Source organism: Streptomyces sp. NPDC002845 (genome assembly GCF_053591955.1).
Window position 1 is genome coordinate 23,808 of record NZ_JBSFUU010000030.1, and the last position, 25,706, is coordinate 49,513.

The following is a 25,706-nucleotide window of genomic DNA, read 5'->3' on the forward strand; positions in this document are numbered from 1 at the left end:
TCGGCGGCCTTCAGCTTCCAGTGGCCGCGCCGGGGCCCTGGTCGTCAAGGACGGTGTTGCGGGGACGCCTGCCGCCGGTCTTCTTCGCAGGACGCTTCGGCTCGGGAATGTCGGGGATCTCCCCGGCGGCGCGGTCACGCCCCGGAGGACCGGGGGTGATCGCGATGCCGTTCAACAGCGGTTCGGTCAGGCACTCGGTGCCCGAGTCGATGGCTTCCCGGCAGCCGTCCTCCAGGAGACGCTCCAGCAGGCCGACCACGCCGTCAGTGCGCTCGAAGAGGTACTCGGGCATGACGCCTGAGGTGAGCATGCCCGGCTCGGCTTTCATGAGGCGGAGCTGGGACTCGACGCCGGCGAGATGGTCGGTCCAGGCCGTGATCTCCTCGTCGGTGTCGTAGTGGAAGCGGTCGAGTTCCACCAGGTCGAAGCGCCGCTCGGTCTGCGTCGGCTCCGCGCCGTTCACCGCGTGTCGGGAGGGAGGGAACAGGACCTGGCCGCTGCCTGGGTCGTGGCGGCCTTCCCGTAGCAGGCCGGAGCGCGGGATGTCGACGCCGACCAGGACGAGGGTGACGTGCATGTTCATGAAGGCGCGGATCAGGTCGAGGGTGTCCTGGTCATCGGCGCGGTGCATGCGAAGCCTCGTAATGTCATCCAGCAACAGGGCCTTTGTGCCGTTTTCGTGCAGGGACAGGGCGACCTGGCGGATCAGGTCCGGCAGGTCCATCCGCGAACTCAGCGGGGCGCCGTAGAAGTTGAGGATCGCCTTGCAGAGACTCTTGGGTTTCGCGGTCACTGGCGTCTGCACGTAGGCGACGGGGACGTGCAGGTCACGGGTGCCGGGGACGGCTTCGGGGTTGAGGTGGCGGTGCAGCTGGAGCCAGCCCTCCTCGAAGGCTGCCAGGCACTCGCAGGCCGTCTCAGTCTTGCCCTGGTAGCCGCCGCCGCTGATCATCACACCGGACAGAGTGGTCGGCTTCCGCTTCGCCGCGTTGCTCGTGACCCGTCCGCGCAGCAGCTTGGTGACGGCCAGGCTCATCGGGGTCTGCAGCAGTGGCAGGTTGGCGTGAGTGACCGCGCGGTGCAGGTCGTGCAGCGATTTGTCCTTCGGACTCAGCAGACGCCACTGGGTCAGGTTCAGCTGCGGTGCGGGAACGAAGTCGTTCCGGGTTGCCACCCACTGCCGCCAGCCCGCGACCGTGTCCCGCATGGGCGGCGAGCCGGGTGTGAGAAGCGGCGCCGGCCTGCTCATGCGGGCCCCGGGATCGGTGGGTCGTCGTCCTGGTCGCCGGGCACCAGGAAGAAGTTGCGCTCCCGCAGGGCCTCGCCGAGCAGGGGTGGCGGCGTCGGCGGACGCGAGGAGACGGCCGCCTCACGCCTGCGCTGCCTGTCCGTGGTCACGGCCCGGCGCGTGGAGGCTGCAAGCTCTGTCGGCCGGGCCGGCTCGGGAAGCGCTGCAAGCGGAACAGGCGGCCGGTCCATGGCGGCCGCGTGGGCCCTGGCCAGCTCGCGGGCCCGTTCGGTCTCCTGCGGGGCCGTCAGCTGAGTGGGCCACTCGGTCACTGGTGTCCGCGCGGCCAGGAGTTTCAGCAGCACCGGCAGCAGTTCACGGTCGCCTTGAGGCTTGAGCCCGGCGCGGGCCGCCTCGGCGAGGACTTCGTGTACGCGTGTGTCGCTGAAGGCCGGGACATCGTCCCCGGGCGGCAGGCCGTTCCAGTCCAAGGCATGCCAGCATCCGGGCTGCGCAGGGTCCTCGAAAAAGACCTGTCGGCAGTCCCGCGGATCACGACGCACCACCCACTTGCCCGCGTGCTGGCCGCTGCGGTTCGAGCGCTGGCCGCGGTAGTTGTCGAGCACCGGGTCGGTGCCGCCGTACCAAAGTCCGCCGATCTTCACCCCGCGCCTGCGGTCGATCTTCCCGAAGTGAGCGGGCAGCAACTCGTAGTACAGCTCCGGCTCGGGCATCTCCAGGCTGATTCCGTCGCGGGCCGCCGCGGCGGCGAACAGCGTGTTCGGGCTGTGCCGCCCGCCCGGGTCCCAGGCGGGCGCATACTGCTCCAGCCTGCGGTTTTGCCACACCGAGATGATCCATGTCGCCAGCAGATGTTCCATCTGCGAGAGCGTCCAGACCGCGTCGCCTTCCGGATCGGTGCCCCGATCGGCGACATCGACGCCCCGGTAGCCGAGCAGCAGTTCCAGCAGCAGCGACTGGACTCCCGCGAACGCGCGCTCGCAGGCTGCCTTGTCGGTCGGCCGCATCGCGCGGGCCGGCAGCAGATCGATCCCCAACCGGCGGGCGACGGAGACGATGTGATGGTTCTTGTAGACGCTGCCGTGATCACTGGTCACCGTCTCCGGGGCGAAGAACGGCAGGCCCGCCACCTCGTGCCCGGCGAACTCGGCGACCAGCGCGGCCGGGACACCGGGGTAAGGCCACTCCATCTCCTCGCCCCAGTCCGGCCGCATCGGCAGCGGCCGCAGCACATCCCGCAACAGCATCGCCACCTCCACCGACGACTCCGACACCGGCGTGAGGCGGAACGCGACCAGGGAATGCGAGTAGGCATCCAGAGCGAGAGTGAGGTGGGCGGTGATCGGGGTGCCGAACACGTCGTCGAGGACCTTCACCGGCAGCGGCGTGGTGTCCAGCGCGACGACCTGCCCCGGGCGGGTGATCACGACCTTCGCCTTCCCCGTCTCCACCGCCGCGGCGGAGCGGACATAACGCTGTCGCGCGCGGCCGCTGTCGAACCACTCCTTCCACACCTTCATCAGCGTGGTGTAGTGCGGAACGTGCACCTCAGCGCCGAACTTCTCGGTCACGTACTGATGGATCATCCGCTCCTTGGTCTTCATGCTCACCTTCGAGCGGTGCAGACACTCGGCGTGAACAGCCCGGATCGCCTCGGCGACCTCTTCGGTGACCGCCCGCCGCCCGCGCAGCGGCGGTGTCCACCGCCCGTCCGCCAGGCCGATCAGCCCGTGTTCGGCGTACTGGGCCGCCATGCGCTTCAGCGAGCGTTCGCTGAACCACTCCAGCCCCAGGTGTCTGGCTTCCTGGCGGTCCAGACCCTTCAGCTCGGCCGCCTTCGCCCGGCGCCGCTCGGTCAGCGTGGTGTGCGCCGGGTCGTACTCAGGCCGGGGCTCTCCCGGCCGTGCCCAATGCCGGCTGCCGCTGCGGTAGCCGGTCTGGACCTCCAGCAGGTGTGCCTCCCTGATCCGCGCCCTGGTCAGGTCGTGATCCTGAAGATCCTCAACCCCGGTCCGCTGACGTCCCTCACCCATCACGACCTCCCCACCGGATAGATCCACGCGGCGTCGCCCAACGGCTGGGCAAGATCCATCGCCAGACGCCGGTGCCAGAGAAGATGCACGACATGCGCGCGAGCGACAGCAGGCAGCGACGTGGCACCCGCCAACTCGGCGAACTGCCACGGACGTTCGGAGCACAGTTCCAGCAGCTCATCGTGCAGTCCGAGCCGGTCGGCCATCGGCCGGCGCCGGGCGGACAACGAGTCCAGCCCAGTGGTCACGTGACGGCGCCAGCCGGCCACGACCAGGTAGCGCCAGCCGGCTGCTGCCGCCGCCCGCTCGGCCGCGGCGAACTTCACGAGGTCCTTGTCCTTGACCAAACGCCCCGGTCTCACGTCGATCAGCAACGCCGTCCCGGGCAGCAGCACGAGGAAATCCGGGGTGTGCTCCTCGGCACCGCCGACGGTGGTGAACTTCAGCGTGAACGGCTGGGACAACACCTCGCTCACACCGTCCGTGAAGTCCAGGGCCAGCAGCAGGCGTCGCTCTTCCAAGCTCTCGAATCCGTGCATCCGGCCCGTGGTCAGCACGAACTTCAGCCCCGGCCGGTGCCGCTGACCGGCCCGCCAGGTGAAACCACGCACCGGCGCCGAAGCGAGCGCGGGAAAGCCCGCCAGGCCCTGAACCGGGCAGACCACCTTCGCCCGGGACGCCTTCCACACCGTTGTCCACCGACGCGCCCACCCGCGCCCCGTCTCCAGCCTGTCGGCCGCATCCGGAGCGAGGGCGTACGGCACGACGAGATCATCGAGGGTGCAGTCATGCGACCACACAGGCCCCGCCTCGACCGGCGGCGTACGGACTGTTACCTCCATGCCCCCAGAACAACCCGCCCGAAGGCCCGCGCGTACCACTTCCCACGAAAACTGCGCAGGTGAGACCAGCGACCGCTACCCTGCGGGCCACCCCTGACGCTCACCAAGGCCAACTCAAGCGCTCACGGGCCAGCTCAAGAACTCAGTCACAGCTCCCGGCACGACCACCCTGCTCCAGGATTGCATAAACGTGCATCGAAACGTATAGTCATGCCATCCAGGAGGAGGATTTCATGGCGGTACGTGCAGCGGTTGCGGGAGCGAGTGGTTACGCGGGCGGGGAACTGCTGCGTCTGCTTCTCGTGCACCCCGAGGTCGAGATCGGTGCCCTGACCGGCAACTCCAACGCGGGCCAGCGCCTCGGCGCGCTGCAGCCGCACCTGCTGCCGTTGGCCGACCGGGTGCTGGAGCCGACCACCGCCGAGGTGCTCGCCGGGCACGATGTCGTCTTCCTCGCGCTGCCGCACGGGCAGTCCGCCGCCGTCGCCGAGCAGCTCGGGCCGGACGTGCTCGTGGTCGACATGGGCGCCGACTTCCGGCTGAAGGACGCCGCCGACTGGGAGAGGTTCTACGGCTCCGCGCACGCCGGGACCTGGCCCTACGGCCTCCCCGAACTGCCGGGTGCCCGCGCCGCGCTGGAGGGGTCCAGGCGCATCGCGGTACCCGGTTGCTACCCGACGGCCGCCTCCCTGGCCCTCTTCCCGGCGTACGCGGCCGGGCTGGCCGAGGCCGAGGCCGTGATCGTCGCCGCGTCCGGCACGTCCGGCGCGGGCAAGGCGCCCAAGCCGCACCTGCTGGGCAGCGAGGTCATGGGCTCGATGTCCCCGTACGGCGTCGGTGGCGGCCACCGGCACACCCCGGAGATGATCCAGAACCTCAGCGCGGCCGCCGGTGAGTCCGTCAGCGTCTCCTTTACGCCGACCCTCGCGCCGATGCCCCGCGGCATCCTCGCCACGTGCTCCGCCAAGGCCAAGCCCGGCGTCACCGCCGACTCCGTCCGTGCCGCGTACGACAAGGCATTCGCCGACGAACCGTTCGTCCACCTCCTCCCCGAGGGGCAGTGGCCCGCCACGGCGTTCGTCCACGGTTCCAACGCCGTATCGGTGCAGGTCGCGTACGACGAGGCCGCGCGGCGCATCATCGCGATCAGCGCCATCGACAACCTGACCAAGGGCACCGCGGGCGGTGCCGTCCAGAGCATGAACCTCGCCCTCGGGCTCGACGAGACCACCGGGCTTTCCACGATCGGAGTCGCACCGTGAGCGACGCACGTGCAGCCACTCGGCCGCAGACAACTGGGGGTACCTCCCAGGCCCTTAAGGCACTGGGGGAGAAAGCCGCACCTCTGCGCTGCACGGGCGGCAGTGACATCAGCCGCTACCGCGGCGGGGCGAACAAGGAGATGCAGTGAGTGTCACGGCAGCTAAAGGGTTCACGGCGGCCGGAATCGCCGCCGGGATCAAGGAGAACGGCAACCCGGACCTGGCCCTCGTGGTCAACAACGGGCCCCGCCTCGCCGCCGCGGGCGTGTTCACCTCCAACCGTGTGAAGGCCGCGCCGGTCCTGTGGTCCGAGCAGGTCCTCAAGGGCGGCCAGGTCTCCGCCGTGATCCTCAACTCCGGTGGCGCCAACGCCTGTACGGGACCCAAGGGCTTCCAGGACACGCATGCCACCGCGGAGAAGGCCGCCGAGGTACTCGAAGGCCACAACGCCGGCGAGGTCGCCGTCTGCTCCACCGGCCTCATCGGCGTACTGCTCCCGATGGACAGGCTGCTGCCCGGTGTCGAGACCGCGGCCGCCCAACTCACCGAGCACGGCGGCGAGAAGGCCGCCATCGCCATCAAGACCACCGACACCGTGCACAAGACGGCCGTCGTGACCAAGAACGGCTGGACCGTCGGCGGCATGGCCAAGGGCGCGGGCATGCTCGCCCCCGGCCTGGCCACCATGCTCGTCGTGCTCACCACCGACGCCGACGTCGAGAGCGACGTACTGGACAAGGCCCTGCGCGCCGCCACGCGCACGACCTTCGACCGCGTCGACTCCGACGGCTGCATGTCCACCAACGACACCGTGCTCCTGCTCGCCTCGGGGGCCGCGGGGATCACCCCGGACCGTGCCGAGTTCGCCGAAGCCGTACGCGAGGTCTGCGACGACCTCGGCCAGCAGCTCATCCGCGATGCCGAGGGCGCCAGCAAGGACATCAAGGTCGAGGTGATCAACGCCGCGACCGAGGACGACGCCGTCGAGGTGGGCCGCTCCATCGCCCGCAACAACCTCCTCAAGTGCGCGATCCACGGCGAGGACCCCAACTGGGGCCGCGTCCTGTCCGCCATCGGAACGACATCCGCCGCCTTCGAGCCCGACCGGCTCAACGTCGCCATCAACGGCGTCTGGGTATGCGAGAACGGCGGAGTCGGCGACGACCGCGACAAGGTCGACATGCGCTACCGCGAGGTCCACATCGTGGCCGACCTCGCCGCGGGCGGCGAGACCGCGACCATCTGGACCAACGACCTGACCGCCGACTACGTCCACGAGAACAGCGCGTATTCCTCATGAGCAGCACTCGCAAACACACCGCCCTTCCCAAGGCCCAGATCCTCATCGAGGCGCTGCCCTGGCTGGTCCGGCACAACGGCAAGACCGTCGTCATCAAGTTCGGCGGCAACGCCATGATCGACAAGGAGCTGAAGGCGGCGTTCGCGCAGGACGTGGTCTTCCTGCACCAGGCTGGGCTCAAGCCCGTCGTCGTGCACGGCGGCGGCCCTCAGATCAGTGCCGCCCTCGACCGGCACGGCATCGTCAGTGAGTTCAAGGCCGGCCTGCGCGTCACGACCGAGGACGCCATGGACGTCGTACGCATGGTGCTGGCCGGGCAGGTGCAGCGCGAGCTGGTCGGACTGCTCAACGAGCACGGGCCGCTGGCCGTGGGCCTGACGGGCGAGGACGCGCACACCATCACCGCCACCAAGCACCAGCCCGAGATCGACGGCGAGTTGGTCGACATCGGGCGGGTGGGCGAGATCACCGCGATCGACACGGGCGCGATCGAGGCTCTGCTCGCCGACGGCCGTATCCCGGTCGTCTCCTCGATCGCCCGTAGCCAGGACGCCTCTGACGAAAAGGGCCAAGTATACAACGTCAATGCTGATACGGCGGCTGCGGCACTCGCTGCTGCTCTTGGCGCCGAAACCCTCATGGTCCTCACGGACGTCGAGGGCCTCTACGAGGACTGGCCCAACAGCGACGAGGTGATCAGCCGCCTCACCGCATCCCAACTGGAGAAACTCCTGCCGGAGTTGTCGTCCGGCATGGTGCCGAAGATGGAGGGCTGCCTGCACGCCGTGCGGGGCGGCGTCACCACCGCCCGCGTCATCGACGGCCGGGTCCAGCACTCGATCCTGCTGGAGATCTTCACCGACGAGGGCATCGGCACGATGGTCGTGCCCGACGAGACCGAGGGGGACTCATGAGCAACCAGGACCTGACCGCGCGGTGGCAGGGCGCGCTCATGAACAACTACGGCACCCCGAAGCTCCCCCTCGTCCGCGGTGAGGGCACCAGGCTGTGGGACGCCGACGGCAAGGAGTACCTCGACTTCGTCGGCGGTATCGCGGTCAACGCGCTCGGCCACGCCCACCCGGCGATCGTCGACGCCGTGAGCAAGCAGATCGCCTCCCTCGGCCATGTCTCCAACCTCTTCGTCGCCGAGCCGCCCGTCGCGCTCGCCGAACGGCTGCTCCAGCTCTTCGGTCGGGACGGCAGGGTGTACTTCTGCAACTCGGGCGCCGAGGCCAACGAGGGCGCCTTCAAGATCGGCCGGCTGACCGGGCGTACGCACATGGTCGCCACCCAGGGCGGCTTCCACGGCCGGACCATGGGCGCCCTCGCGCTCACCGGCCAGCCCGGCAAGCAGGGCCCCTTCCTGCCGCTGCCCGGTGACATCACGCACGTCCCGTACGGCGACGCGCAGGCGCTGGCCGCCGCGGTGACGGAGGAGACGGCTCTGGTGATCATCGAGCCGATCCAGGGGGAGAACGGGGTCGTGGTGCCCCCGGCCGGCTATCTGAAGGCGGCCCGGGCGATCACCGCGGCGACGGGTGCGCTGCTGGTGCTGGACGAGGTGCAGACCGGCGTCGGCCGCACCGGCGGCTGGTTCGAGTACCAGGCCCACGAGGGCGTCCTCCCGGACGTCGTCACCCTCGCCAAGGGTCTCGGCGGCGGACTGCCGCTGGGCGCGACCGTCGCCTTCGGACGGGCGGCCGAGCTGCTGCAGCCCGGCCAGCACGGCACCACGTTCGGCGGGAACCCGGTCGCGTGCGCCGCCGGAGTGGCCGTACTGGACACCGTCGAGGCCGAAGGCCTGCTGGAGAACGTGAAGCGGCAGAGCGAGAAGATCCGCGACGGGATCGAGTCACTCGGCCACCCAAAGATCGACTATGTCCGTGGCGCGGGTCTGCTCCTGGGTATCGTGCTCACCGAGCCGCTCGCGCCTCTGGCGCAGCAGGCGGCTCAGGAGGCCGGTTTCCTGGTGAACGCGCCCGCCCCCGACGTCGTACGGCTCATGCCGCCACTGAACGTCGGCGACGACGAGGTGGACGCGCTGCTCCGGGCGCTCCCCGGCATCCTCGACGCAGCGAGCGCTGCCACCGCTGACACCACGGACAACGGGGACGGACGAGCCGGAGAATGAGACGACGATGAGCCAGGCGCAGGACCACGAGCAGGCAGGGCCCGCCGTGCCGCAGACCCGCACCGCACGCCACCGCCGGATCGTGGACATCCTCAACCGGCAACCGGTGCGGTCGCAGAGCCAGTTGGCCAAACTTCTCGCCGACGACGGGCTGAGCGTCACTCAGGCGACGCTCTCCCGGGACCTGGACGAGCTGAACGCGGTGAAGATCCGCAACAACGACGGCGATCTCATCTACGCGGTTCCGAGCGAGGGCGGTTTCCGCACGCCGCGTGCTCCGCTGGGCGAGTCGGCGAAGGAGGAGCGGATGCGGAGGCTCTCCGCGGAGCTGCTGATCTCCGCGGAGGCGTCCGCGAACCTTGTGGTCCTGCGGACCCCTCCGGGGGCGGCGCAGTTTCTCGCCTCGGCCATCGATCAGGCTGAGCTGCACGACATTCTGGGCACGATTGCCGGTGACGACACGTTGTTGTTGATCAGCAGGGAACCGACCGGGGGGCAGGCACTGGCGGATCACTTGTTGCGGTTGGCTCAGAACAACCACTGAGCTCGTGTCTTGGCTGCGGGGCGTCTGTGGCTGGTCGCGCCCACGCGGCGGAGCCGCATATGTCACAGCCCCGCGCCCCTGCAGGGGCGCGGCAGTCACCCAAGTCTCGCGGCCAGCCCTCCCGTGCACCGCACCTCGTCCCCCGCCGTGATCAGCAGAGCCTCCGTGTCCGGCAAGGACTCCAGCCACGTCAAGGCCTGCCGCGCGCCCATCGCGAAGGCGGCTGTGGCCCAGGCGTCGGCCCAGGTCAGGCTGGGGGTCACGACGGTGACGGCGACGAGGTCGGTGACGGCGGACTTGCCGGTGCCGGGGTCGACGACGTGGGCGCCGCGTTCGGCGGTGCCGGAGGTGGCGACGGCGAGCCGGTCGGTACCGGCGGCGGAGACCACGGCCGCCAGCGCGCCGGGCCGCAGGGGGTCCGAGACGCCGACGCGCCACGGCCGGGCGGGCCCCGGTACGCCGCAGAGCTGCACGTCACCGCCGCCGTTCACGCTCACCCCGCTCACGCCCGCCGCCATGAGGCGGAGCGCGGCCCGCTCGGTGGCCCACCCCTTCACCAACCCCGTCGGGTCGAAGCGGCCCTCGTACGTGGCGCTGAACCACCCGTCGCTGAGCCGCTCGGCCTCGGCGCACAGCTCCAGGACCTCGGCGACCTCGGGAGGGCACTCCTCGATGGTCAGCTCGCCCCGGGCGAGCCGGGAGATCCGGCTGGTCTCGCGGTAGGTGCTGAACACCTCGTCCACGGCGTGGAGCCCGGCCACGGCCTCGTCCAGCGCGGCCTTGACCGTCCCGGACTCCCCTCCCCGTACGTCGAAGGAGAAGACCGTGCCCATGACCTCCTCCGCATGGCGCAGCTGCGGCAGCGGCGCCGCCTCGTCCGGATCAGCCACCGGCCTTGTCCAGCGCCGACTGGAGGGACTCCTTGTAGCCACCGCTGGTGTAGGTGGCGCCGGAGACGGCGTCGATGTCGGCGCTGCCCGTGGCGATGGCCGCCTGGTTGAGCTGGGGGATGGCGTTGCCGCTGATCTGGGTGCTGCGGCCGCCGCTGGGCGACTGGAGCGCCTCGGCCTGCGTGATCCTGCCGCCGCTGACCGTCACCCGGACCTGGACCGGGCCGTACTCGGTCTGGACGAGATCACCCGTGAGGGTCTGGGCCTCCTGCGTGGCACCGCCACCGGACGCCTGCCCGGAGCCTGCCTGGCCCGAGCCTGCCTGTCCTGAGTCGGCCTGCCCGGGGCCTGCCTGTCCTGAGTCGGCCTGCCCCGAGCCTGCCTGTGCGTCCGAGCCTTGCGCGTCCGAGCCCTGTGCGTTGTCGGCGCTGCCCGCCTTGTCCAGCGCCGACTGGAGGGACTCCTTGTAGCCACCACTGGTGTAGGTGGCGCCGGAGACGGCGTCGATGTCGGCGCTGCCCGCGGTCATGGCCGCCTGGTTGAGCTGTGGCACGGCGGTCTGGGTGATCTGGGTGCTGCGGCCGCCGCTCGGCGCCTGCATCGCCTCGGCGCCGGTGATCTTTCCGCCGCTGACGGTGATACGGACCTGGACGGGCCCGTACTCGGTCTGCGCGACATCGCCGGTCAGCGTCTGGGCCTGGCCGCCCTGCGCCGACGGCGCCTGGCCGGCCGCAGCCGTCTGCTGCGGTGCGGCACCGCCCGCCGAGACCGCTCCCGGGTCGTCCGCCGGTTTCAGCGACAGCAGCAGCACGATGCCGGACACCGTGGCGGCTGTCGCGAGCATGACGCGTCGAACGGGATGACTCTTCTTCATCGCTCCTGAGCTCCTGAAATCCCCGTCGCTCACATCTCGAACGACTCGTGATGGATACGGCGGGCCGGTACGCCTGCGCCGCGCAGTGCCTCGTAGACCTGCTGTGCGAAGCCGGGCGGCCCGCACATGAAGACGTCATGGCGGTCGATGTCCGGGATCTTCCGGCGCAGGCTCTCCGGTGAGATGTCGGGACGTTCGCCGCCGGGGCTGTTGACCGCGTACATCAGCCGCGCCCCGCGCTCCTCGGCGATCTGCGCCAGTTCGTTCCACAGGGCCAGGTCCTGGGTGCTGTTGGCCCGGTAGAGCAGCGTGAGGTCACCGGACGCGCCGGGCAGCGTCTCGAACAGGGCCCGCATCGGCGTGATGCCCACACCTCCGGCCACCAGCAGCACCTTGCCGCGGCTGCGCTTGCCCGCCGTCAGCGCCCCGTACGGACCCTCGGCCCACACGCGGGTGCCGGGTTCCAGATCGCGCAGCGCCGAGCTGTGGTCGCCGATCGCCTTCACGGTGATGCGCAGCATGTTCGGGCGGGGCGCCGCGGACAGGGAGTAGGGGTGCGAGCTGAACCGCATGCCCGGCGCGAGGAACCGCCACCGGAAGAACTGCCCGGCCTCCGCACCCATGCGGTGCAGCTTCCGCCCGCTCATCAGCACCGACACGATCCCCGGGGCCTCCTCGATGACCGCCTCGACCCGCAGCCGGTGGCGCATGTTCAGCCGGATCGGCGTGAGGATGCGGTACCAGACCACGAGCGCGGTCACCGACCCGTACAGCGCGTACCAGGCCGTCTTCGCGACCGGCTGGACGGCGAACTCGTTGCCCGTGGACAGCTGGTGCCAGAAGCCCAGGTAGGTGGCCGCGTACGTCAGCAGATGCACGTGGTACCAGAGGTCGTACGGGATCTTCCGCCGCACCGGCCCCATCGAGATCAGCGCGATGAACACCAGCAGACCGGTGCCGATCGCGGCCTTGCCCATGTCCGGCAGCTGATTGATCGAATCGATCGTCTGCTGGACGATGGAGCCGAAGCCGAGCCCGGCCTGCATCGCGTACCCGTACATCGTGAGGACGATGTGCGCGAGGACCAGACAGATCGTGTAGCGGCCGCTCATCGCGTGCCAGCGCGCCACCCGGTCGGAACCGACCCGGCGCTCCAGCGCGGGCACCCGGGCCATCTGCAGCACCACCAGCGCCATCAGATACCCGGCGAGCAGCCCGGTGATCCGGCCCGCGGCGAGAACCCGGCTGGCGTTGTCCGCGAGGGACGGGGTGTTGTCCCACCAGAGCCAGACCACCCCGACGGCCCCCGCCCCGACAGCGAGCAGCAGCGGGACTGCGGGGGAGCGGCGAGGTCGGATGCGGCGCAGCGTCTGGCGGCGTGCGGCGCGACCACCGGCGATCGTCGTGGACACGGTTCCTCCGTGGTCCTCCGTGAAGACGGGGCGGGCCGAGCGGCCCCTTGGCCCAGAGATACGTGCGGTACGCCGAATGCGTTCAACGACCGTAAGGAACGTGAGCATTGACGAGCACGGGATTCAGTGCCTGCTCAGCGCCTGTCGAGTACCGTGCCCGGCACCGCGCTCAGTAGCGCGTGATCGCCGTCGCCCCGCCCGTCGTCCCGATCGCGATGTGCGGGTGCCGCCTCGGATCGGCCCAGTCCAGGATCCGCCGCATCGCGTCCGTCGGCACGGAGACACAACCGGCCGTCGCCCCACGCCCGTTGACGTGCAGGAAGATGCCCGCGCCCCGGCCGCGCACGGGCTTGGCGTAGTTGAAGCCGATGACGTAGGCGTACGCGTACTGCGTGCCGTACGAGACGAGATGCTCGGCCTCGGGGGCGCGGCAGTCGGCGGGGCGGGGCTCGGTCCAGCGGTTGTACGAGCGGGAGTCGTTGTCCTGGCACCACCAGGAGTTCTGGCGGACGCGGCGGTACGGGGCCGTGGTCCCGGCGGGCGCCTTCTCGATGCCGAAGGCGAAGGGCAGGCCGTACAGCCCGGTGGGCGTCGTGTTCGTGCCCTGCTTGCGGGAGCGGCCCTCGACGAGCCCCTTGGCGCCGAACCGCGCGGGCGCCGAACCGGCCTTCAGCCACCGGCCGTCGCGTCGGTCCCACCACGTGACCGTGCCGGTGGTGGAGGAGGCACGCGGGGCCTCGGCGGTGATCAGCTGGGTGCCGCCGCCGGTGTCGGCCATGCGGTCGGGGAGCGGTGTGCCGCCGCCGGGCGCGGCGGCACCGACGAGGAGGAGGGCGGCGGAGGCGAGGGCGGCGACGACACCAGAGCGCATGCTCAGACGCTAGAGGGCGGCAGCGGCAACGGCAGCCCGGGTAGTCCGTCCAGGCTGGTCTCCACGTGCTCCTTCGAACGGAAGTACGCGCTGAGCGAGTCGTCGTCCTCGCGTGCGAAGCGCCTGCCGTGGAGGTCGCGGTCCTCCTCGTACGCCATGAGGGGCACCGCGTAGCCGCAGGTGTCGCGGATGAGTTCGGCCCTCACGAGGATGATCGAGCGCAGTCCGTGCGGGCCCGGGTCGATGTCCGGGAAGCGCGCGAGGAGGTCGGCGAAGCGCGGGTCGTCGCGGAAGACCGGCTCACCGCGGCCGTGGACGCGGACGATGTTGGGCGGGCCCTGGAAGGCGCACCACATGAGGGTGATGCGGCCGTTCTCCCGCAGGTGGGCGATCGTCTCGGCGTTGCTTCCGGCGAAGTCGAGGTAGGCCACGGTCAGTTCGTCGACGACTGCGAAGGAGCCCTTGAGGCCCTTGGGGGAGAGGTTGACGGTGCCGTCGGCGGTGAGGGGCGCGGTGGCGGTGAAGAAGAGGGGCTGAGCCTCGATGAACGTGCGCAGGCGGCCGTCTATGCGTTCATACGTCTTTCCCATACCGACGATTGTCGGCGACGTTCTTTCGCCTGTCTAAGGAATTGACGTGGGTATTGACCTGGGTGCGGAACTGCCGTGGCCGCCCCGGCCGGCGTTCTCTCGGGGCGGCCACAGCACCTGTCACGTCACTGGTTGAGCGTGCAGGTGGCGAATGCTTCGAGGCCTTCGGGCTTTTCGGCGGCGCGGCCGATGGCGGTCTCGATGCGGTTCAGAGTGGCGACGCGCTTGGATTCCAGCGGGCCGAGGATGGCGTTCTGGACGAAGTTGGGGCCGCCCTGGCCGACGGTGTCGACGAGTCGCTGGTTCGCTTCCTGGATCTGGGTGTCGAGGAGGGCGAGGTTGCGGTCGACCTCGGCCTGTGCGGAGGCCGGGATCGCGGGCAGGCTCGACTGGACGGCCGGGCAGCTGATCGTGCCGGCGGCAGCAGCGCCGTTACCGGCAGCCTGGCCCGTGTCCTCGGCGCCGCCCGCCTCCTCGGTGGCCGGTGCCTCCGGCTGCGCGGCCTCTTCCTGGCCGGCCCCGGCACCTGCGCCGGCCCCGGCACCTGCGCCGGCCCCGGCACCTGCGCCGGCCCCGGCACCTGCGCCGGCCCCGGCACCTGCGCCGGCCCCTGCGCCCGCGCCCGCCTCCGCGGCTCCGTCGGCGTTCAGGGTGCAGGGCGCGAGTGCTTCGAGGCCCTCGGGCTTCGCCGCGGCGCGGCCGATGGCGGTCTCGATGCGGTTCAGCGTCGCGACGCGCTTGGATTCCAGCGGGCCGAGGATGGCGTTCTGGACGAAGTTGGGGCCGCCCTGGCCGACGGTGTCGACGAGTCGCTGGTTGGCCTCGGCGACCTGCGTGTTGAGCAGGGCGAGGTTGCGGTCGACCTCGGCCTGTGCGGAGGCCGGGATCGCGGGCAGGCTCGACTGGACCGCCGGACAGCTGATCGTCCCGGGCGAGGCCAGAGTGCTGGCCTGGTTGCTGCTCTTGGACGTCTCCCCGGCCAAGGCCGATCCGGCGATGACGGCTCCGGACAACGCCACCGCGGCAGCGCCGCCGATGATCGCCACGCGACGCTTGTGGTACTTCGGAAGTGCCCTGGACATGCAGATGCCTCACTCGGGGTCTGGGGTGGGGCCGTCCGGTCATCGGGCCGGAGGGCCTGTTCCGCTGGTTCCTGATTGATCCCTGTTTACAAACGCGGCGCCTGCGTTCGGGGAGGGGTACGAGTAAGCGCGTTCCCTTGTTCAAGGGCGCCTCAAATTTCCCCGCCGGGTCTCTGGCCCGGACCCTGGATTGACGAATCATGCAGGCTTCTGCATACTCATGCATGTCAGCAAGTGCACTGTGAGGAGAAACCCGTGACCGAGCGCGTCGTACTCGCCTACTCGGGCGGTCTGGACACCTCCGTCGCCATCGGCTGGATCGCCGAGGAGACGGGCGCCGAGGTCATCGCCGTCGCGGTCGACGTCGGCCAGGGCGGCGAGGATCTGGACGTCATCCGCAAGCGCGCCCTCGCCTGCGGTGCCGTCGAGGCCGAGGTCGCCGACGCCAAGGACGAGTTCGCCGACGAGTACTGCCTCCCGGCGATCAAGGCCAACGCCCTCTACATGGACCGCTACCCGCTGGTCTCCGCCCTCTCCCGGCCGACGATCGTCAAGCACCTCGTCGCCGCCGCCAAGAAGCACGGCGCCACGACCGTCGCCCATGGCTGCACCGGCAAGGGCAACGACCAGGTCCGCTTCGAGGCCGGCATCGTCGCCCTCGCCCCCGACCTCAAGTGCATCGCCCCGGTCCGCGACTACGCGATGACCCGCGACAAGGCGATCGCCTTCTGCGAGGAGAAGCAGCTCCCGATCGCCACCACCAAGAAGTCCCCGTACTCCATCGACCAGAACGTCTTCGGGCGCGCCGTCGAGACGGGCTTCCTGGAGGACATCTGGAACGGCCCGATCGAGGACATCTACGAGTACACCTCCAACCCGGCCGAGCCCCGCGAGGCCGACGAGGTGATCATCTCCTTCAAGGAGGGCGTCCCGGTCGCCATCGACGGCAGGCCCGTCACCGTCCTCCAGGCCATCCAGCAGCTCAACGAGCGCGCCGGCGCCCAGGGCATCGGCCGGATCGACATGGTCGAGGACCGGCTCGTGGGCATCAAGTCCCGCGAGGTCTACGAGGCGCCGGGCGCGATCGCGCTGATCACGGCCCACCAGGAGCTGGAGAACGTCACCGTCGAGCGCGAACTCGCCCGCTACAAGCGGCAGGTCGAGCAGCGCTGGGGCGAGCTCGTCTACGACGGCCTGTGGTTCTCCCCGCTCAAGCGCGCCCTGGACGGCTTCATCAACGAGGCCAACCAGCACGTCAACGGCGACATCCGGATGACCCTGCACGGCGGCCGCGCCGTCGTCACCGGCCGGCGCTCCGAGTCGTCGCTGTACGACTTCAACCTCGCCACCTACGACTCGGGCGACACCTTCGACCAGTCCAAGGCGCAGGGCTTCATCGACATCTACAGCCTGTCGGCGAAGATCGCGGCGAAGCGGGACCTGGCGTAGGCCTCGTACGGCCCGAGAGACATCCCACACGCACTAGCCTGACAACCGCCTCCCCACTCATGTCGTGGGGAGGCGGTGGCACATCAACACCTTCTTGAATCACCCTCCTGAAACACCCTCCCGAGGAGCAACGCAAGTGAGCAGCAACAGCGGTGACGTACGGCTCTGGGGCGGCCGTTTCGCCGACGGTCCCGCCGAGGCCCTGGCGAAGCTGTCCGCGTCCGTCCACTTCGACTGGCGGCTCGCGCCGTACGACATCGCCGGGTCGCGTGCCCACGCGCGCGTGCTGCACAAGGCGGCGCTCCTCACGGAGGACGAGCTGACGCGGATGATCGCGGGCCTGGACCAGCTCGAAGCGGACGTCGCCGACGGTTCCTTCGTGGGCACCATCGCCGACGAGGACGTGCACACGGCCCTGGAGCGCGGCCTGCTGGAGCGCCTCGGCCCGGACCTCGGAGGCAAGCTCCGTGCGGGCCGGTCGCGCAACGACCAGGTGGCGACTCTCTTCCGTATGTACCTGCGCGACCACGCCCGTACAGTCGGCGGCCTCATCGCCGACCTCCAGGAGGCGCTGATCGGCTTGGCCGAGGCCCACCCGGACGTCGCCATGCCGGGCCGTACGCACCTCCAGCACGCCCAGCCGGTCCTCTTCGCGCACCACGTCCTGGCCCACGTCCAGTCCCTGTCCCGGGACGCGGAGCGGCTGCGCCAGTGGGACGAGCGCACGGCCGTGTCGCCGTACGGCTCGGGTGCCCTGGCCGGTTCCTCCCTCGGCCTCGACCCGGAGGCGGTGGCGAAGGACCTGGGCTTCGAGCACGGCAGCTCGGCGAACTCCATCGACGGCACCGCGTCGCGCGACTTCGTCGCCGAGTTCGCGTTCATCACGGCGATGATCGGGGTCAACCTCTCCCGGATCGCCGAGGAGGTCATCGTCTGGAACACGAAGGAGTTCTCCTTCGTGACCCTGCACGACGCCTTCTCGACCGGCTCGTCGATCATGCCGCAGAAGAAGAACCCGGACATCGCGGAGCTGGCGCGCGGCAAGTCGGGCCGTCTGATCGGCAACCTGACGGGCCTGATGGCGACACTGAAGGCCCTGCCCCTGGCCTACAACCGCGACCTCCAGGAGGACAAGGAGCCGGTCTTCGACTCGATCGACCAGCTGGAGGTCCTGCTCCCCGCCTTCACCGGCATGATGGCCACCCTCACGGTCCACCGCGAGCGCATGGAGGAGCTGGCCCCGGCCGGGTTCTCCCTCGCCACGGACATCGCCGAGTGGCTGGTGAAGCAGGGCGTGCCGTTCCGTGTGGCACACGAGGTCGCGGGGGAGTGCGTGAAGGCGGCCGAGGCCGAGGGCAAGGAACTGGACGAACTCACCGACGACCAGTTCGCGAAGATCAGCGCCCACCTCACCCCCGAGGTGCGGTCGGTCCTCAACGTCCCGGGCGCCCTCGCCTCCCGCAACGGCCGCGGCGGCACGGCGCCCAGCGCGGTCGCCGTACAGCTCGCCGAGATCAAGGCGGACGTGGCCGCGCAGCAGGCCTGGGCGAACGACAAGAAGTAGCGGCTCCCCTGCGAGGAGCCGGGTGCCGTACGACAGTGGTCATCGCAGGTTACGTTGGTCATGAGCCGCAAGGAGCCGACCGAACGGAGCTCGCGATGCCCTTCGCCCGACTGGCCTCAGCAACGACTCCCACCTGCCACATCGGCCTGGGCCTCGCCGCCGTCGGCCGTCCCGGCTACATCAACCTGGGCCGGGACGAGGACCTCCCCGCCACACGCAGCGTGGACGCGCTGCGCGCCCGCTCGCACGAACTCCTCGACGCCGCCTACGCCCAGGGCGTGCGCTATTTCGACGTGGCCCGTTCGTACGGCAGGGCGGAGGAGTTCCTCGCCGACTGGCTGAAGGCCCGGCCTGACGCCGAAGACATCGTGGTCGGCAGCAAGTGGGGGTACACGTACACCGCGGGATGGAGCACCGAGGCCGAGGCGCACGAGGTCAAGGACCACAGTGTGGCCGCGTACGAGCGGCAGCGGGCCGAGAGCGCGGAACTGCTCGGCGAGCGGCTCGACCTCTACCAGATCCACTCGGTGACCCCCGACAGTCCGGCCCTCACGGACAAGGGACTGCACGCCAAGCTCGCCGAGGCCGCCGCGCAGGGGCTCACGATCGGCTTCTCCACCAGCGGGCCCGCCCAGGCCGATGCCATCCGGGCCGCGCTCGCCGTGACGGTCGACGGCGAGCCCCTCTTCCGTACCGTCCAGTCGACGTACAACGTCCTGGAGACCTCGGCCGCACCCGCCCTCGCCGAGGCGCACGACGCCGGGCTCACGGTGATCGTCAAGGAGGGCGTGGCCAACGGGCGGCTCGCCGGGTCGCAGGCCCCGGATGCCCTGAAAGCCATCGCCGGGCAGGCCGAACTGGGCGCCGACGCGGTCGCCCTCGCGTTCGTGCTGCGGCAGCCGTGGGCCGGGGTCGTCCTCTCCGGCGCGGCGACCGTCAACCAGCTCGTCTCCAACCTCCACGCCCCCGTCGTCGACCTAGAGGAGGAGCAGGTGGCCCGCCTCGACGCGCTCGTCGAGGAGCCGGGCGCGTACTGGGAGCGGCGGGGGCAGCTGCCCTGGCGCTGAGGAACACCCCACCAGGGGGCTCCGCCCCCGGACCCCCGCTGGGGCTGCGCCCCCAGACCCCCGGGTGGGTGAGACAGTGCGGGTGGGTGGGTGGTTCACCGCCTTACGGCCTCGTCCTCGAACGCCGGAAGGGCCGAGGGACGCGAGGCCCACTTCCTGACCTACCGAGTCGGGTGGTGGGTGGGCAAAGGCCCGGGGGTCCAGGGGCGGCGGCGCCCCGGGGATGGGACGGGTAGGGGCGGCGGAGGCGAAACACCCACCCTGCATACCCCTGCCCCGCGAGGGCAACCGCTGAAGGACGGGGCCGAGTGTCCGTGCCCGGCGGGGGCGGCCGGGGTGAGCACCTTGACCTGCGAACCCGTCCCGCTTTAAGTCCGTTTTCGCTACCGAATGATGGTCTTGGCTCCGTACCCGACGTCGTACCCCACGGCCGAAGGAGCCACCGATCATGACACGTCGTACACGCAAGACAGCTGTCGCCGCCATCACCGTGCTGGCCGCGGCGGGCCTGGCCGGAGGCGGGGTCGCGCTGGCCGCCGAAGGTACCGAGCCGCCGCGGGAGCGGATCCACTTCGTCGTCGAGGAGGACTCCGCCGTCCCGGACGGCTCGACCGTTCGCGAGGACTGCCCGGACAAGGGCGGCAGCGGCGGCGGTACGCCCTCCGAGGGCGTGTCCGACCCTGCGGCAGCGCTGTGACCGCCGCCACCGGCGGGAACGAGGGCAAGGTGTTGGAAGAGGCGCTCTTCGAGGTCAAGCGGGTGATCGTCGGTCAGGACCGCATGGTGGAGCGGATGTTCACCGCGGTATTGGCCCGCGGGCACTGCCTGCTGGAAGGCGTGCCCGGCGTCGCCAAGACCCTCGCCGCGAAGACCCTCGCCCATGTCGCCGGCGGAACGTTCGCCCGGATCCAGTTCACCCCCGACCTCGTCCCGTCCGACATCTCCGGCACCCGGATCTACCGCCCGTCCCAGGAGACCTTCAGCGTCGAACCCGGCCCGGTCGTCGCGAACTTCGTCCTCGCCGACGAGATCAACCGGGCCCCCGCCAAGGTGCAGTCGGCGCTCCTGGAGGTCATGGGCGAGCACCAGGTGTCCATCGGCGGCACGACCATCCCCGTCCCCCAGCCGTTCCTCGTGCTCGCCACCCAGAACCCCATCGAGTCCGAGGGCGTCTACCAGCTCCCCGAAGCCCAGCGCGACCGCTTCCTCCTCAAGGTCCAGGTGGAGACGCCGAGCGAGTCCGAGGAGCTCGCGATCCTCTACCGGATGAGCGTCGACCCGCCCCGGCCCCGCCGGGTCCTCACCCCCGAGCGGCTGTCCGCGCTCCAGCGCGCCGCCGACGAGGTGTTCGTGCACCACGCGGTCGCCGAGTACGCCGTACGACTGGTCTGCGCGACCCGCGACATGGCGGGCCCGGACAGCCGGCTGGCGCACGGCGCGGGCCCCCGCGCCACCCTCGGCCTGGTCGCCGCGGCCCGCGCCCTGGCCCTGCTGCGCGGCCGTGGATACGTACTCCCCGACGACGTACGGGACTTGGCGCACGAGGTGATCGCCCACCGCATGGTGCTCTCCTTCGACGCCCTCGCCGACGGCGTCACCGGCGCCGAGATCGTCGACGAGGTCCTCGGAGCCGTCGAACAGCCACGGATCAGCCCCCGTCAGGCCGCCGCCGAGGAGGGGGAGGAAGCCGCATGACCGCAAGCCCGACCCTCCGCGAACTCACTCCCGAACAGGCACTCAAACACCTGGAGTTGCTCTTCACCCGCCGCCCCGACGGCCTCCTCCAGGGCGACCACGCCGGCCTGGTCCCCGGCCCCGGCAGCGAGGTGTCCGAGACCCGGCCGTACGTCATCGGCGACGACGTACGCCGGATGGACTGGAACGCCACCGCCCGCACCAACGAACCGCACGTCCGCCTCACCCTCGCCGACCGCGAACTCACCACGTGGATCGTCCTGGACGCCTCCGCGAGCATGGACTTCGGCACCGCCCGCATGGAGAAGCGCGACCTCGCGGTGGGCGCCGCGGCGGCCGTCGCGTTCCTCACGGAGCGGGCGGGCAACCGGCTCGGGGCGCAGGTCAACGGGCCGGAGGGCATCCGGCGCATCCCGCCCCGCACGGGCCGCCGCCACCTGCTGTCCGTCCTGCACGCGGCCCTGGACCGCCCCCGTGTGGCGCCGGGACCGGCGGAGCACACCCTCGCCGACGCGCTGCGCGCCCTGCGCGTGCTGCCGGGGCGCGGCCTGGTCGCGGTGATCTCCGATTTCCTGGAGGCCGGCTGGGAACAGCCCCTGCGCACGGTCGCCCACCGTCACCAGGTGCTCGCCGTCGAGACCGTCGACCCGCGCGAACTGGAGCTGCCCGAGGTGGGACTGCTCACGGTCGTCGATCCGGAGACCGGCCGCAGGCGCGAAATACCCACGCACGCACGGAAGTTGCGGGAGCGGTACGCGGCGGCCGCGCTGGAGCAGCGTGCCCTGATCAAGGCGTCCATCCGCGGCGCGGGCGCGGCGCACCTCCGGCTCCGCACCGACCGGGACTGGGTGCGGGACGTCGTACGGTATGTCGCGGGCCAGCGGCGCCGTGCGGGGGCCGGTTCCGCACCGGCTCCGTCGAGGGGAGCGGGGACATGAGCCTGCGCTCGCCCGGCTGGCTGCTGCTCCTGGTCCCGCTCGCCGGGCTGATCGTCGCGTATCTGCTGGTACAGCGGCGGCGGGGCCGGTACGCGGTCCGCTTCACCAACCTCGACCTCCTCGACAAGGTCGCGCCCGAGCACCCCGGCTGGCGCCGGCACATACCCGCGGCCGCGTTCTGCGCCATGCTCGCCCTGCTGGTCATCGGCTTCGCGCGGCCCACCACCGAGGTGCAGGTGCCCCGCGAACGGGCCACGATCATGATGGCGCTCGACGTGTCCGTCTCCATGGAGGCCACCGACGTCGCCCCGACCCGCTTCGAGGCCGCCCAGCGCGCCGCCCTCGCCTTCGTCGACCGGCTGCCGGAGCGGTTCAACGTCGGCCTGGTGCCCTTCAGCGGCTCGGTCACCGTCGCCGTCCCGCCGACCACCGACCGCGAACTGCTGAGGACCGCCATCGAACGGCTCACCACGGCGCAGAGCACGGCGATCGGCGACGCGGTCGTGACCGCCAGGGACGCGATCCGCACGCTCGACAAACAGGCCGAGACCGAACCGCCGCCCGCCCACATCGTGCTGCTGTCCGACGGCTCCAACACCTCCGGCCGCTCCGTCGAGTCGGCGGCCCGGGAGGCGGCCGGCGACCGTATCCCCGTCTCCACCATCGCCTACGGCACCCCGGACGGCGTGATCGAACTCCCCACCGGCGAGAGCATCCCCGTCCCCGTCGACGGCCCCGCCCTTGAGGAGCTGGCATCCAGCACCAGCGGCGACTACCACGAGGCGGCGACCGGGGAAGAACTCCAGGAGGTGTACGAGGACATCGGCAGCTCGGTCGGTTACCGCCCCGAGGAACGGGAGATCTGGCAGTGGTTCGTGGCCGCCGGGCTCATCACGGCCCTCGCCGCCGCGGCGACGTCCCTGCTCTGGTTCTCCCGGATTCCGTGACCGGCTCCGGCCCCGGGGACTGCTGGTGAGGAGGCGTCCCGGCGCCGGAACCCGACGAACCCGACCAAGGAGGCACATCGTGTCCGACGACCGCTACTCCGCCCCGTCCGGCGACGGTTACCCCGGACTGGGGGAACCGCGCGGCCCGTCGTTCCTCCCGGGACGACCCCCGCCGCCCTTCGCCGCGCCGTCCGTCGTCCCGGCCCAGCCGTACGCGTCCCCGTACGCCGTTCCGCAGACGAAGCCCCCGGCCGCGCACAAGCCCCCGCGCAGACCGAGCCCCCTGCTCGCGGCCGTCCTGGCGGCCGTCCTCGCGGGCGGCGCCGCCGGGTTCGCGGCCGGGCGGATCGGGGACTCCCCGGAACCGTCCACCTCGACCTCCGCGCAGGACGGGGCGACCGGCCTGGAAGCGGTCGCCGCGCGGGTACTGCCCAGCGTGGTGTCCGTCGAGTCGTCCGGAGGCCAGGGCTCGGGGTTCGTGTTCGACGAACGCGGGCGCATCCTGACCAACGCCCATGTGGTGGCCGGGAGTTCGGAGGTGTCCATCGAACTCCAGGACGGCCGCAGGCTCCGCGCGAACGTCGTCGGGGACGACCCGGCCAACGATGTCGCCGTACTGGAACCCGAGACGGCACGCGGACTCGACGCCGCCGAACTGGCCAGCGGCGCCCGCCCCAGCGTCGGCGACACCGTCCTCGCCATCGGCTCCCCGCTCGGCCTCAGCGGCACCGTCACCTCCGGCATCGTCAGCGCCCTGGACCGCGACGTACGCCTCGGCGACGGCGGCGGCCAGCGGCGCGCCCTCCAGACCGACGCGTCGATCAACCCCGGTAACTCCGGCGGACCCCTGGTCGACGCCGACGGACGGGTCATCGGCATCAATACGGCCATCGCGACGTTGGACCAGCAGAGGGGCGGTTCCATCGGCATCGGCTTCGCGATCCCCGTGAACGACGCCATGAACGCGGCCCGGACGATCATCGACGGTGGCTGAGGGCTGAGAGGTCGTACATGAGACTGCTGGTGGTCGAGGACGAGGAAGACCTGGTCGTCGCGCTCAAGGTCGGCCTGGCCAGGGCGGGTTACGCCGTCGATGTCGCCCCGGACGTCGACACGGCCACGGAGAAACTCGCCGTCAACGACTACGACCTGGTCCTGCTGGACCTCAACCTGCCCGACGGGGACGGCTTCTCGGTCTGCCGGGCGGTACGGGCCGCACCCGGCGGCCCGCGCATCCTGATGCTCACCGCCCGCGACCGCCTCGCCGACCGCGTCCGCGGCCTCGACGAGGGCGCCGACGACTACCTCGTCAAACCCTTCGCGCTGCCCGAACTCCTCGCCCGCATCAGGGCGTTGCTGCGCCGCGAGGACGGCGGCACGGCCGTCGTCGAGGTCGGCGAACTCCGCCTGGACACCGCCCGCTTCGAGGCCTTCCGCGGCAACCGCCCGCTCCAGCTCACCCCCAAGGAGTTCGGCGTCCTGCACTATCTGATGACCCGCCCCGGACGCGTCGTCCCGGCCGAGGAACTCCTCGAACATGTCTGGGACGAGCACGCCGACCCGTTCACCAACACCGTGCGCGTCACGGTCGGCTCACTCCGCCGCAAGATCACGGGCGAGGACGAGCCGCTCATCGAGACGGTGATACGGCAGGGCTACCGGCTCAAGGAGACGTCATGACCAGCCGTCCGGGCCGCTTCGGGCGCGTGCTGGCACGGCGGGTGCCGCGCCCGAGGCCCCGTCTCCCCGCCTTCACCCACACCATCCGCTTCCGCCTCACCGTCCTGTACTCCGGCATCCTGTTCATCCTCACCGCGTTCGTCCTCGGCGGCACCTACCTGGCCGTCGAGCGCAGCGGCGAGGCGCACCCCGTCACCAAGCAGTTCCGGGCCCGGAAGTTCGTGGACGGCGTCTACCAGTACGAGTTCGACGCCGTGAAGCTCCAGGAGGTCGAGGCCGCCGTCAACTACGAGACCCTCGCCAACCTGCGCAACTTCTCGTACGTCGTCCTCGGTGTCCTCGCCGTCACCAGCCTCGCCGTCGGCTGGGTCCTCTCCGGTCGCGCCCTGCGCCCCGTACGCGCGATCTCCCGTACGGCGGCCGAGATCCAGGCCACCGACCTCTCCCAGCGCATCCGCCTCGACGGCCCCAAGGACGAGCTGCGCGACCTCGCCGACACCGTCGACTCCATGCTCGACCGGCTCGACGAGGCCTTCCGCGCCCAGCGCCAGCTCGTCGACGACGCCTCGCACGAGCTGCGCAGTCCGCTCGCCATCATCCGCGCCAACCTCGACGCCGTCCTGACCGCCGAGGAGTCCGACGAGTCCGAGCGCCGTGCCGCGGCCCGCAGCGTGGACCGCGCGACGACCCGGATGACCCGCCTGGTCGAGGACCTCCTCGCCACCGCCCGCCGCACCGCGCCCGCCCTCGCCGACCAGGACGTCGACCTGGCCGCGGCCGCCTCCGAGGCCTGCGAGGAGTTCGCCCCCCTGGCCACCGAACGCGGCCTCCATCTCCACCGCCGCCTGACCACGGGCCTGACCGTCATCGGCGACCCCGACGCCCTCCGCCGCGCCGTCGGCAACCTGCTCTCCAACGCCGTACGCCTCGCCCCACCCGGCACCCGCATCACCGTCTCCACCGGCCGCACCGACGGCTGGCTCTGGACCGCCGTACGCGACGAGGGCCCCGGCATCCTCGACGACGACCAGACCCGAGTCTTCGACCGCTTCTGGCGAGCCAGGACCAACGGCGAAACCCGAGACCGCCACGCCGGTCTGGGCCTGGCCATAGTGCGACAGATCGTGGAATCACACGGGGGCCAGGTGCGCCTGTTCTCGCGGGTGGGCGAGGGGTCGACGTTCGTACTGTGGCTACCGGCACCGGGCGCGGAACCTACAAACGGAGGCCCACCGGAAGACGCGCCCCGTTAGGGGCGCGGGGCTGTGACATTGCGCGGCTCC

General features: G+C 70.9%; 24 protein-coding genes. 15 read left to right on the plus strand and 9 right to left on the minus strand.

Going from position 1 to position 25,706, the window contains the following annotated elements; all coding sequences use genetic code 11:
- Nucleotides 1-10 precede the first annotated feature (10 nt).
- The 3 genes from ACWD3C_RS22535 to ACWD3C_RS22545 are packed head-to-tail and all read right to left on the minus strand — an operon-like array spanning nt 11 to nt 4,124.
- Nucleotides 11-1,249 carry a TniB family NTP-binding protein gene (locus ACWD3C_RS22535; protein WP_451146561.1) on the minus strand — a complete coding sequence of 413 codons (1,239 nt, stop codon included), beginning with the start codon at nt 1,247-1,249 and terminating at the stop codon, nt 11-13.
- A complete protein-coding gene (locus ACWD3C_RS22540) occupies nt 1,246-3,282 on the minus strand; it encodes a transposase (RefSeq protein WP_451146563.1) in 2,037 nt (678 codons plus the stop codon). Before ACWD3C_RS22540 ends, ACWD3C_RS22535 begins: the two co-directional genes overlap by 4 nt.
- Nucleotides 3,282-4,124: a TnsA-like heteromeric transposase endonuclease subunit gene (locus tag ACWD3C_RS22545; protein ID WP_451146565.1), complete on the minus strand. Its 843-nt coding sequence runs from the start codon at nt 4,122-4,124 to the stop codon at nt 3,282-3,284. Before ACWD3C_RS22545 ends, ACWD3C_RS22540 begins: the two co-directional genes overlap by 1 nt.
- Before the next feature lie 233 nt (nt 4,125-4,357).
- On the opposite strand from ACWD3C_RS22545, the gene argC reads away from it, so the two are divergent.
- The 5 genes from argC (at nt 4,358) to ACWD3C_RS22570 (ending at nt 9,364) form a co-directional block, all read left to right on the plus strand.
- The gene (argC, locus tag ACWD3C_RS22550) at nt 4,358-5,386 is read left to right on the plus strand and encodes an N-acetyl-gamma-glutamyl-phosphate reductase (protein WP_451146567.1); all 1,029 of its coding nucleotides are present in this window, start codon (nt 4,358-4,360) and stop codon (nt 5,384-5,386) included.
- A gap of 145 nt (nt 5,387-5,531) precedes the next feature.
- A complete protein-coding gene (argJ, locus tag ACWD3C_RS22555) occupies nt 5,532-6,686 on the plus strand; it encodes a bifunctional glutamate N-acetyltransferase/amino-acid acetyltransferase ArgJ (protein WP_451146569.1) in 1,155 nt (384 codons plus the stop codon).
- On the plus strand, nt 6,683-7,600 hold the full coding sequence (gene argB, locus ACWD3C_RS22560) for an acetylglutamate kinase (RefSeq protein ID WP_451146571.1): 918 nt from the start codon (nt 6,683-6,685) through the stop codon (nt 7,598-7,600). Before argJ ends, argB begins: the two co-directional genes overlap by 4 nt.
- Nucleotides 7,597-8,820: an acetylornithine transaminase gene (locus ACWD3C_RS22565; RefSeq protein ID WP_451146573.1), complete on the plus strand. Its 1,224-nt coding sequence runs from the start codon at nt 7,597-7,599 to the stop codon at nt 8,818-8,820. The genes argB and ACWD3C_RS22565 overlap by 4 nt, the downstream gene beginning before the upstream one ends.
- A gap of 7 nt (nt 8,821-8,827) precedes the next feature.
- Nucleotides 8,828-9,364, plus strand: a complete 537-nt coding sequence (locus tag ACWD3C_RS22570; protein WP_451146574.1) for an arginine repressor — start codon at nt 8,828-8,830, stop codon at nt 9,362-9,364.
- Nucleotides 9,365-9,459: 95 nt separating this feature from the next.
- On the opposite strand, the gene ACWD3C_RS22575 is transcribed toward ACWD3C_RS22570, so the two are convergent.
- The 6 genes from ACWD3C_RS22575 to ACWD3C_RS22600 all read right to left on the minus strand — a co-directional run bounded on the left by ACWD3C_RS22575 (nt 9,460) and on the right by ACWD3C_RS22600 (nt 15,083).
- A complete protein-coding gene (locus ACWD3C_RS22575) occupies nt 9,460-10,197 on the minus strand; it encodes an FAD:protein FMN transferase (protein ID WP_451146716.1) in 738 nt (245 codons plus the stop codon).
- Between the two features lie 49 nt (nt 10,198-10,246).
- On the minus strand, nt 10,247-11,128 hold the full coding sequence (locus tag ACWD3C_RS22580; protein ID WP_451146576.1) for an FMN-binding protein: 882 nt from the start codon (nt 11,126-11,128) through the stop codon (nt 10,247-10,249).
- A gap of 29 nt (nt 11,129-11,157) precedes the next feature.
- Entirely contained in the window at nt 11,158-12,540 is a 1,383-nt protein-coding gene (locus ACWD3C_RS22585; protein WP_451146578.1) for a ferredoxin reductase family protein, read from the minus strand.
- 169 nt (nt 12,541-12,709) lie between these two features.
- Complete coding sequence (locus ACWD3C_RS22590; RefSeq protein ID WP_451146580.1) at nt 12,710-13,411, minus strand: L,D-transpeptidase family protein; 702 nt, start codon at nt 13,409-13,411, stop codon at nt 12,710-12,712.
- Nucleotides 13,412-13,413: 2 nt separating this feature from the next.
- Complete coding sequence (locus ACWD3C_RS22595; protein ID WP_451146582.1) at nt 13,414-14,001, minus strand: pyridoxamine 5'-phosphate oxidase family protein; 588 nt, start codon at nt 13,999-14,001, stop codon at nt 13,414-13,416.
- A gap of 125 nt (nt 14,002-14,126) precedes the next feature.
- On the minus strand, nt 14,127-15,083 hold the full coding sequence (locus ACWD3C_RS22600; RefSeq protein ID WP_451146584.1) for a hypothetical protein: 957 nt from the start codon (nt 15,081-15,083) through the stop codon (nt 14,127-14,129).
- A 255-nt stretch (nt 15,084-15,338) separates the two neighbouring features.
- Between ACWD3C_RS22600 and ACWD3C_RS22605 the strand changes: the two genes are divergently transcribed.
- The 10 genes from ACWD3C_RS22605 (at nt 15,339) to ACWD3C_RS22650 (ending at nt 25,676) form a co-directional block, all read left to right on the plus strand.
- On the plus strand, nt 15,339-16,532 hold the full coding sequence (locus tag ACWD3C_RS22605; protein ID WP_451146586.1) for an argininosuccinate synthase: 1,194 nt from the start codon (nt 15,339-15,341) through the stop codon (nt 16,530-16,532).
- 136 nt (nt 16,533-16,668) lie between these two features.
- Nucleotides 16,669-18,096 carry an argininosuccinate lyase gene (gene argH / locus ACWD3C_RS22610; protein ID WP_451146588.1) on the plus strand — a complete coding sequence of 476 codons (1,428 nt, stop codon included), beginning with the start codon at nt 16,669-16,671 and terminating at the stop codon, nt 18,094-18,096.
- Nucleotides 18,097-18,191: 95 nt separating this feature from the next.
- Nucleotides 18,192-19,163, plus strand: a complete 972-nt coding sequence (locus ACWD3C_RS22615) for an aldo/keto reductase (RefSeq protein ID WP_451146590.1) — start codon at nt 18,192-18,194, stop codon at nt 19,161-19,163.
- 448 nt (nt 19,164-19,611) lie between these two features.
- On the plus strand, nt 19,612-19,860 hold the full coding sequence (locus tag ACWD3C_RS22620; protein WP_451146592.1) for a hypothetical protein: 249 nt from the start codon (nt 19,612-19,614) through the stop codon (nt 19,858-19,860).
- Nucleotides 19,857-20,858 (plus strand): AAA family ATPase, encoded by a 1,002-nt coding sequence (locus tag ACWD3C_RS22625; protein ID WP_451146594.1) that lies wholly within the window; start codon nt 19,857-19,859, stop codon nt 20,856-20,858. Before ACWD3C_RS22620 ends, ACWD3C_RS22625 begins: the two co-directional genes overlap by 4 nt.
- Nucleotides 20,855-21,796: a DUF58 domain-containing protein gene (locus ACWD3C_RS22630; protein ID WP_451146596.1), complete on the plus strand. Its 942-nt coding sequence runs from the start codon at nt 20,855-20,857 to the stop codon at nt 21,794-21,796. Before ACWD3C_RS22625 ends, ACWD3C_RS22630 begins: the two co-directional genes overlap by 4 nt.
- On the plus strand, nt 21,793-22,743 hold the full coding sequence (locus tag ACWD3C_RS22635; protein ID WP_451146598.1) for a VWA domain-containing protein: 951 nt from the start codon (nt 21,793-21,795) through the stop codon (nt 22,741-22,743). Before ACWD3C_RS22630 ends, ACWD3C_RS22635 begins: the two co-directional genes overlap by 4 nt.
- 79 nt (nt 22,744-22,822) lie before the next feature.
- Nucleotides 22,823-23,737: a trypsin-like peptidase domain-containing protein gene (locus ACWD3C_RS22640; RefSeq protein WP_451146600.1), complete on the plus strand. Its 915-nt coding sequence runs from the start codon at nt 22,823-22,825 to the stop codon at nt 23,735-23,737.
- A 17-nt stretch (nt 23,738-23,754) separates the two neighbouring features.
- A complete protein-coding gene (locus tag ACWD3C_RS22645) occupies nt 23,755-24,423 on the plus strand; it encodes a response regulator transcription factor (RefSeq protein WP_451146602.1) in 669 nt (222 codons plus the stop codon).
- A complete protein-coding gene (locus tag ACWD3C_RS22650; RefSeq protein WP_451146604.1) occupies nt 24,420-25,676 on the plus strand; it encodes a sensor histidine kinase in 1,257 nt (418 codons plus the stop codon). The genes ACWD3C_RS22645 and ACWD3C_RS22650 overlap by 4 nt, the downstream gene beginning before the upstream one ends.
- The last annotated feature ends 30 nt before the right edge of the window (nt 25,677-25,706 follow it).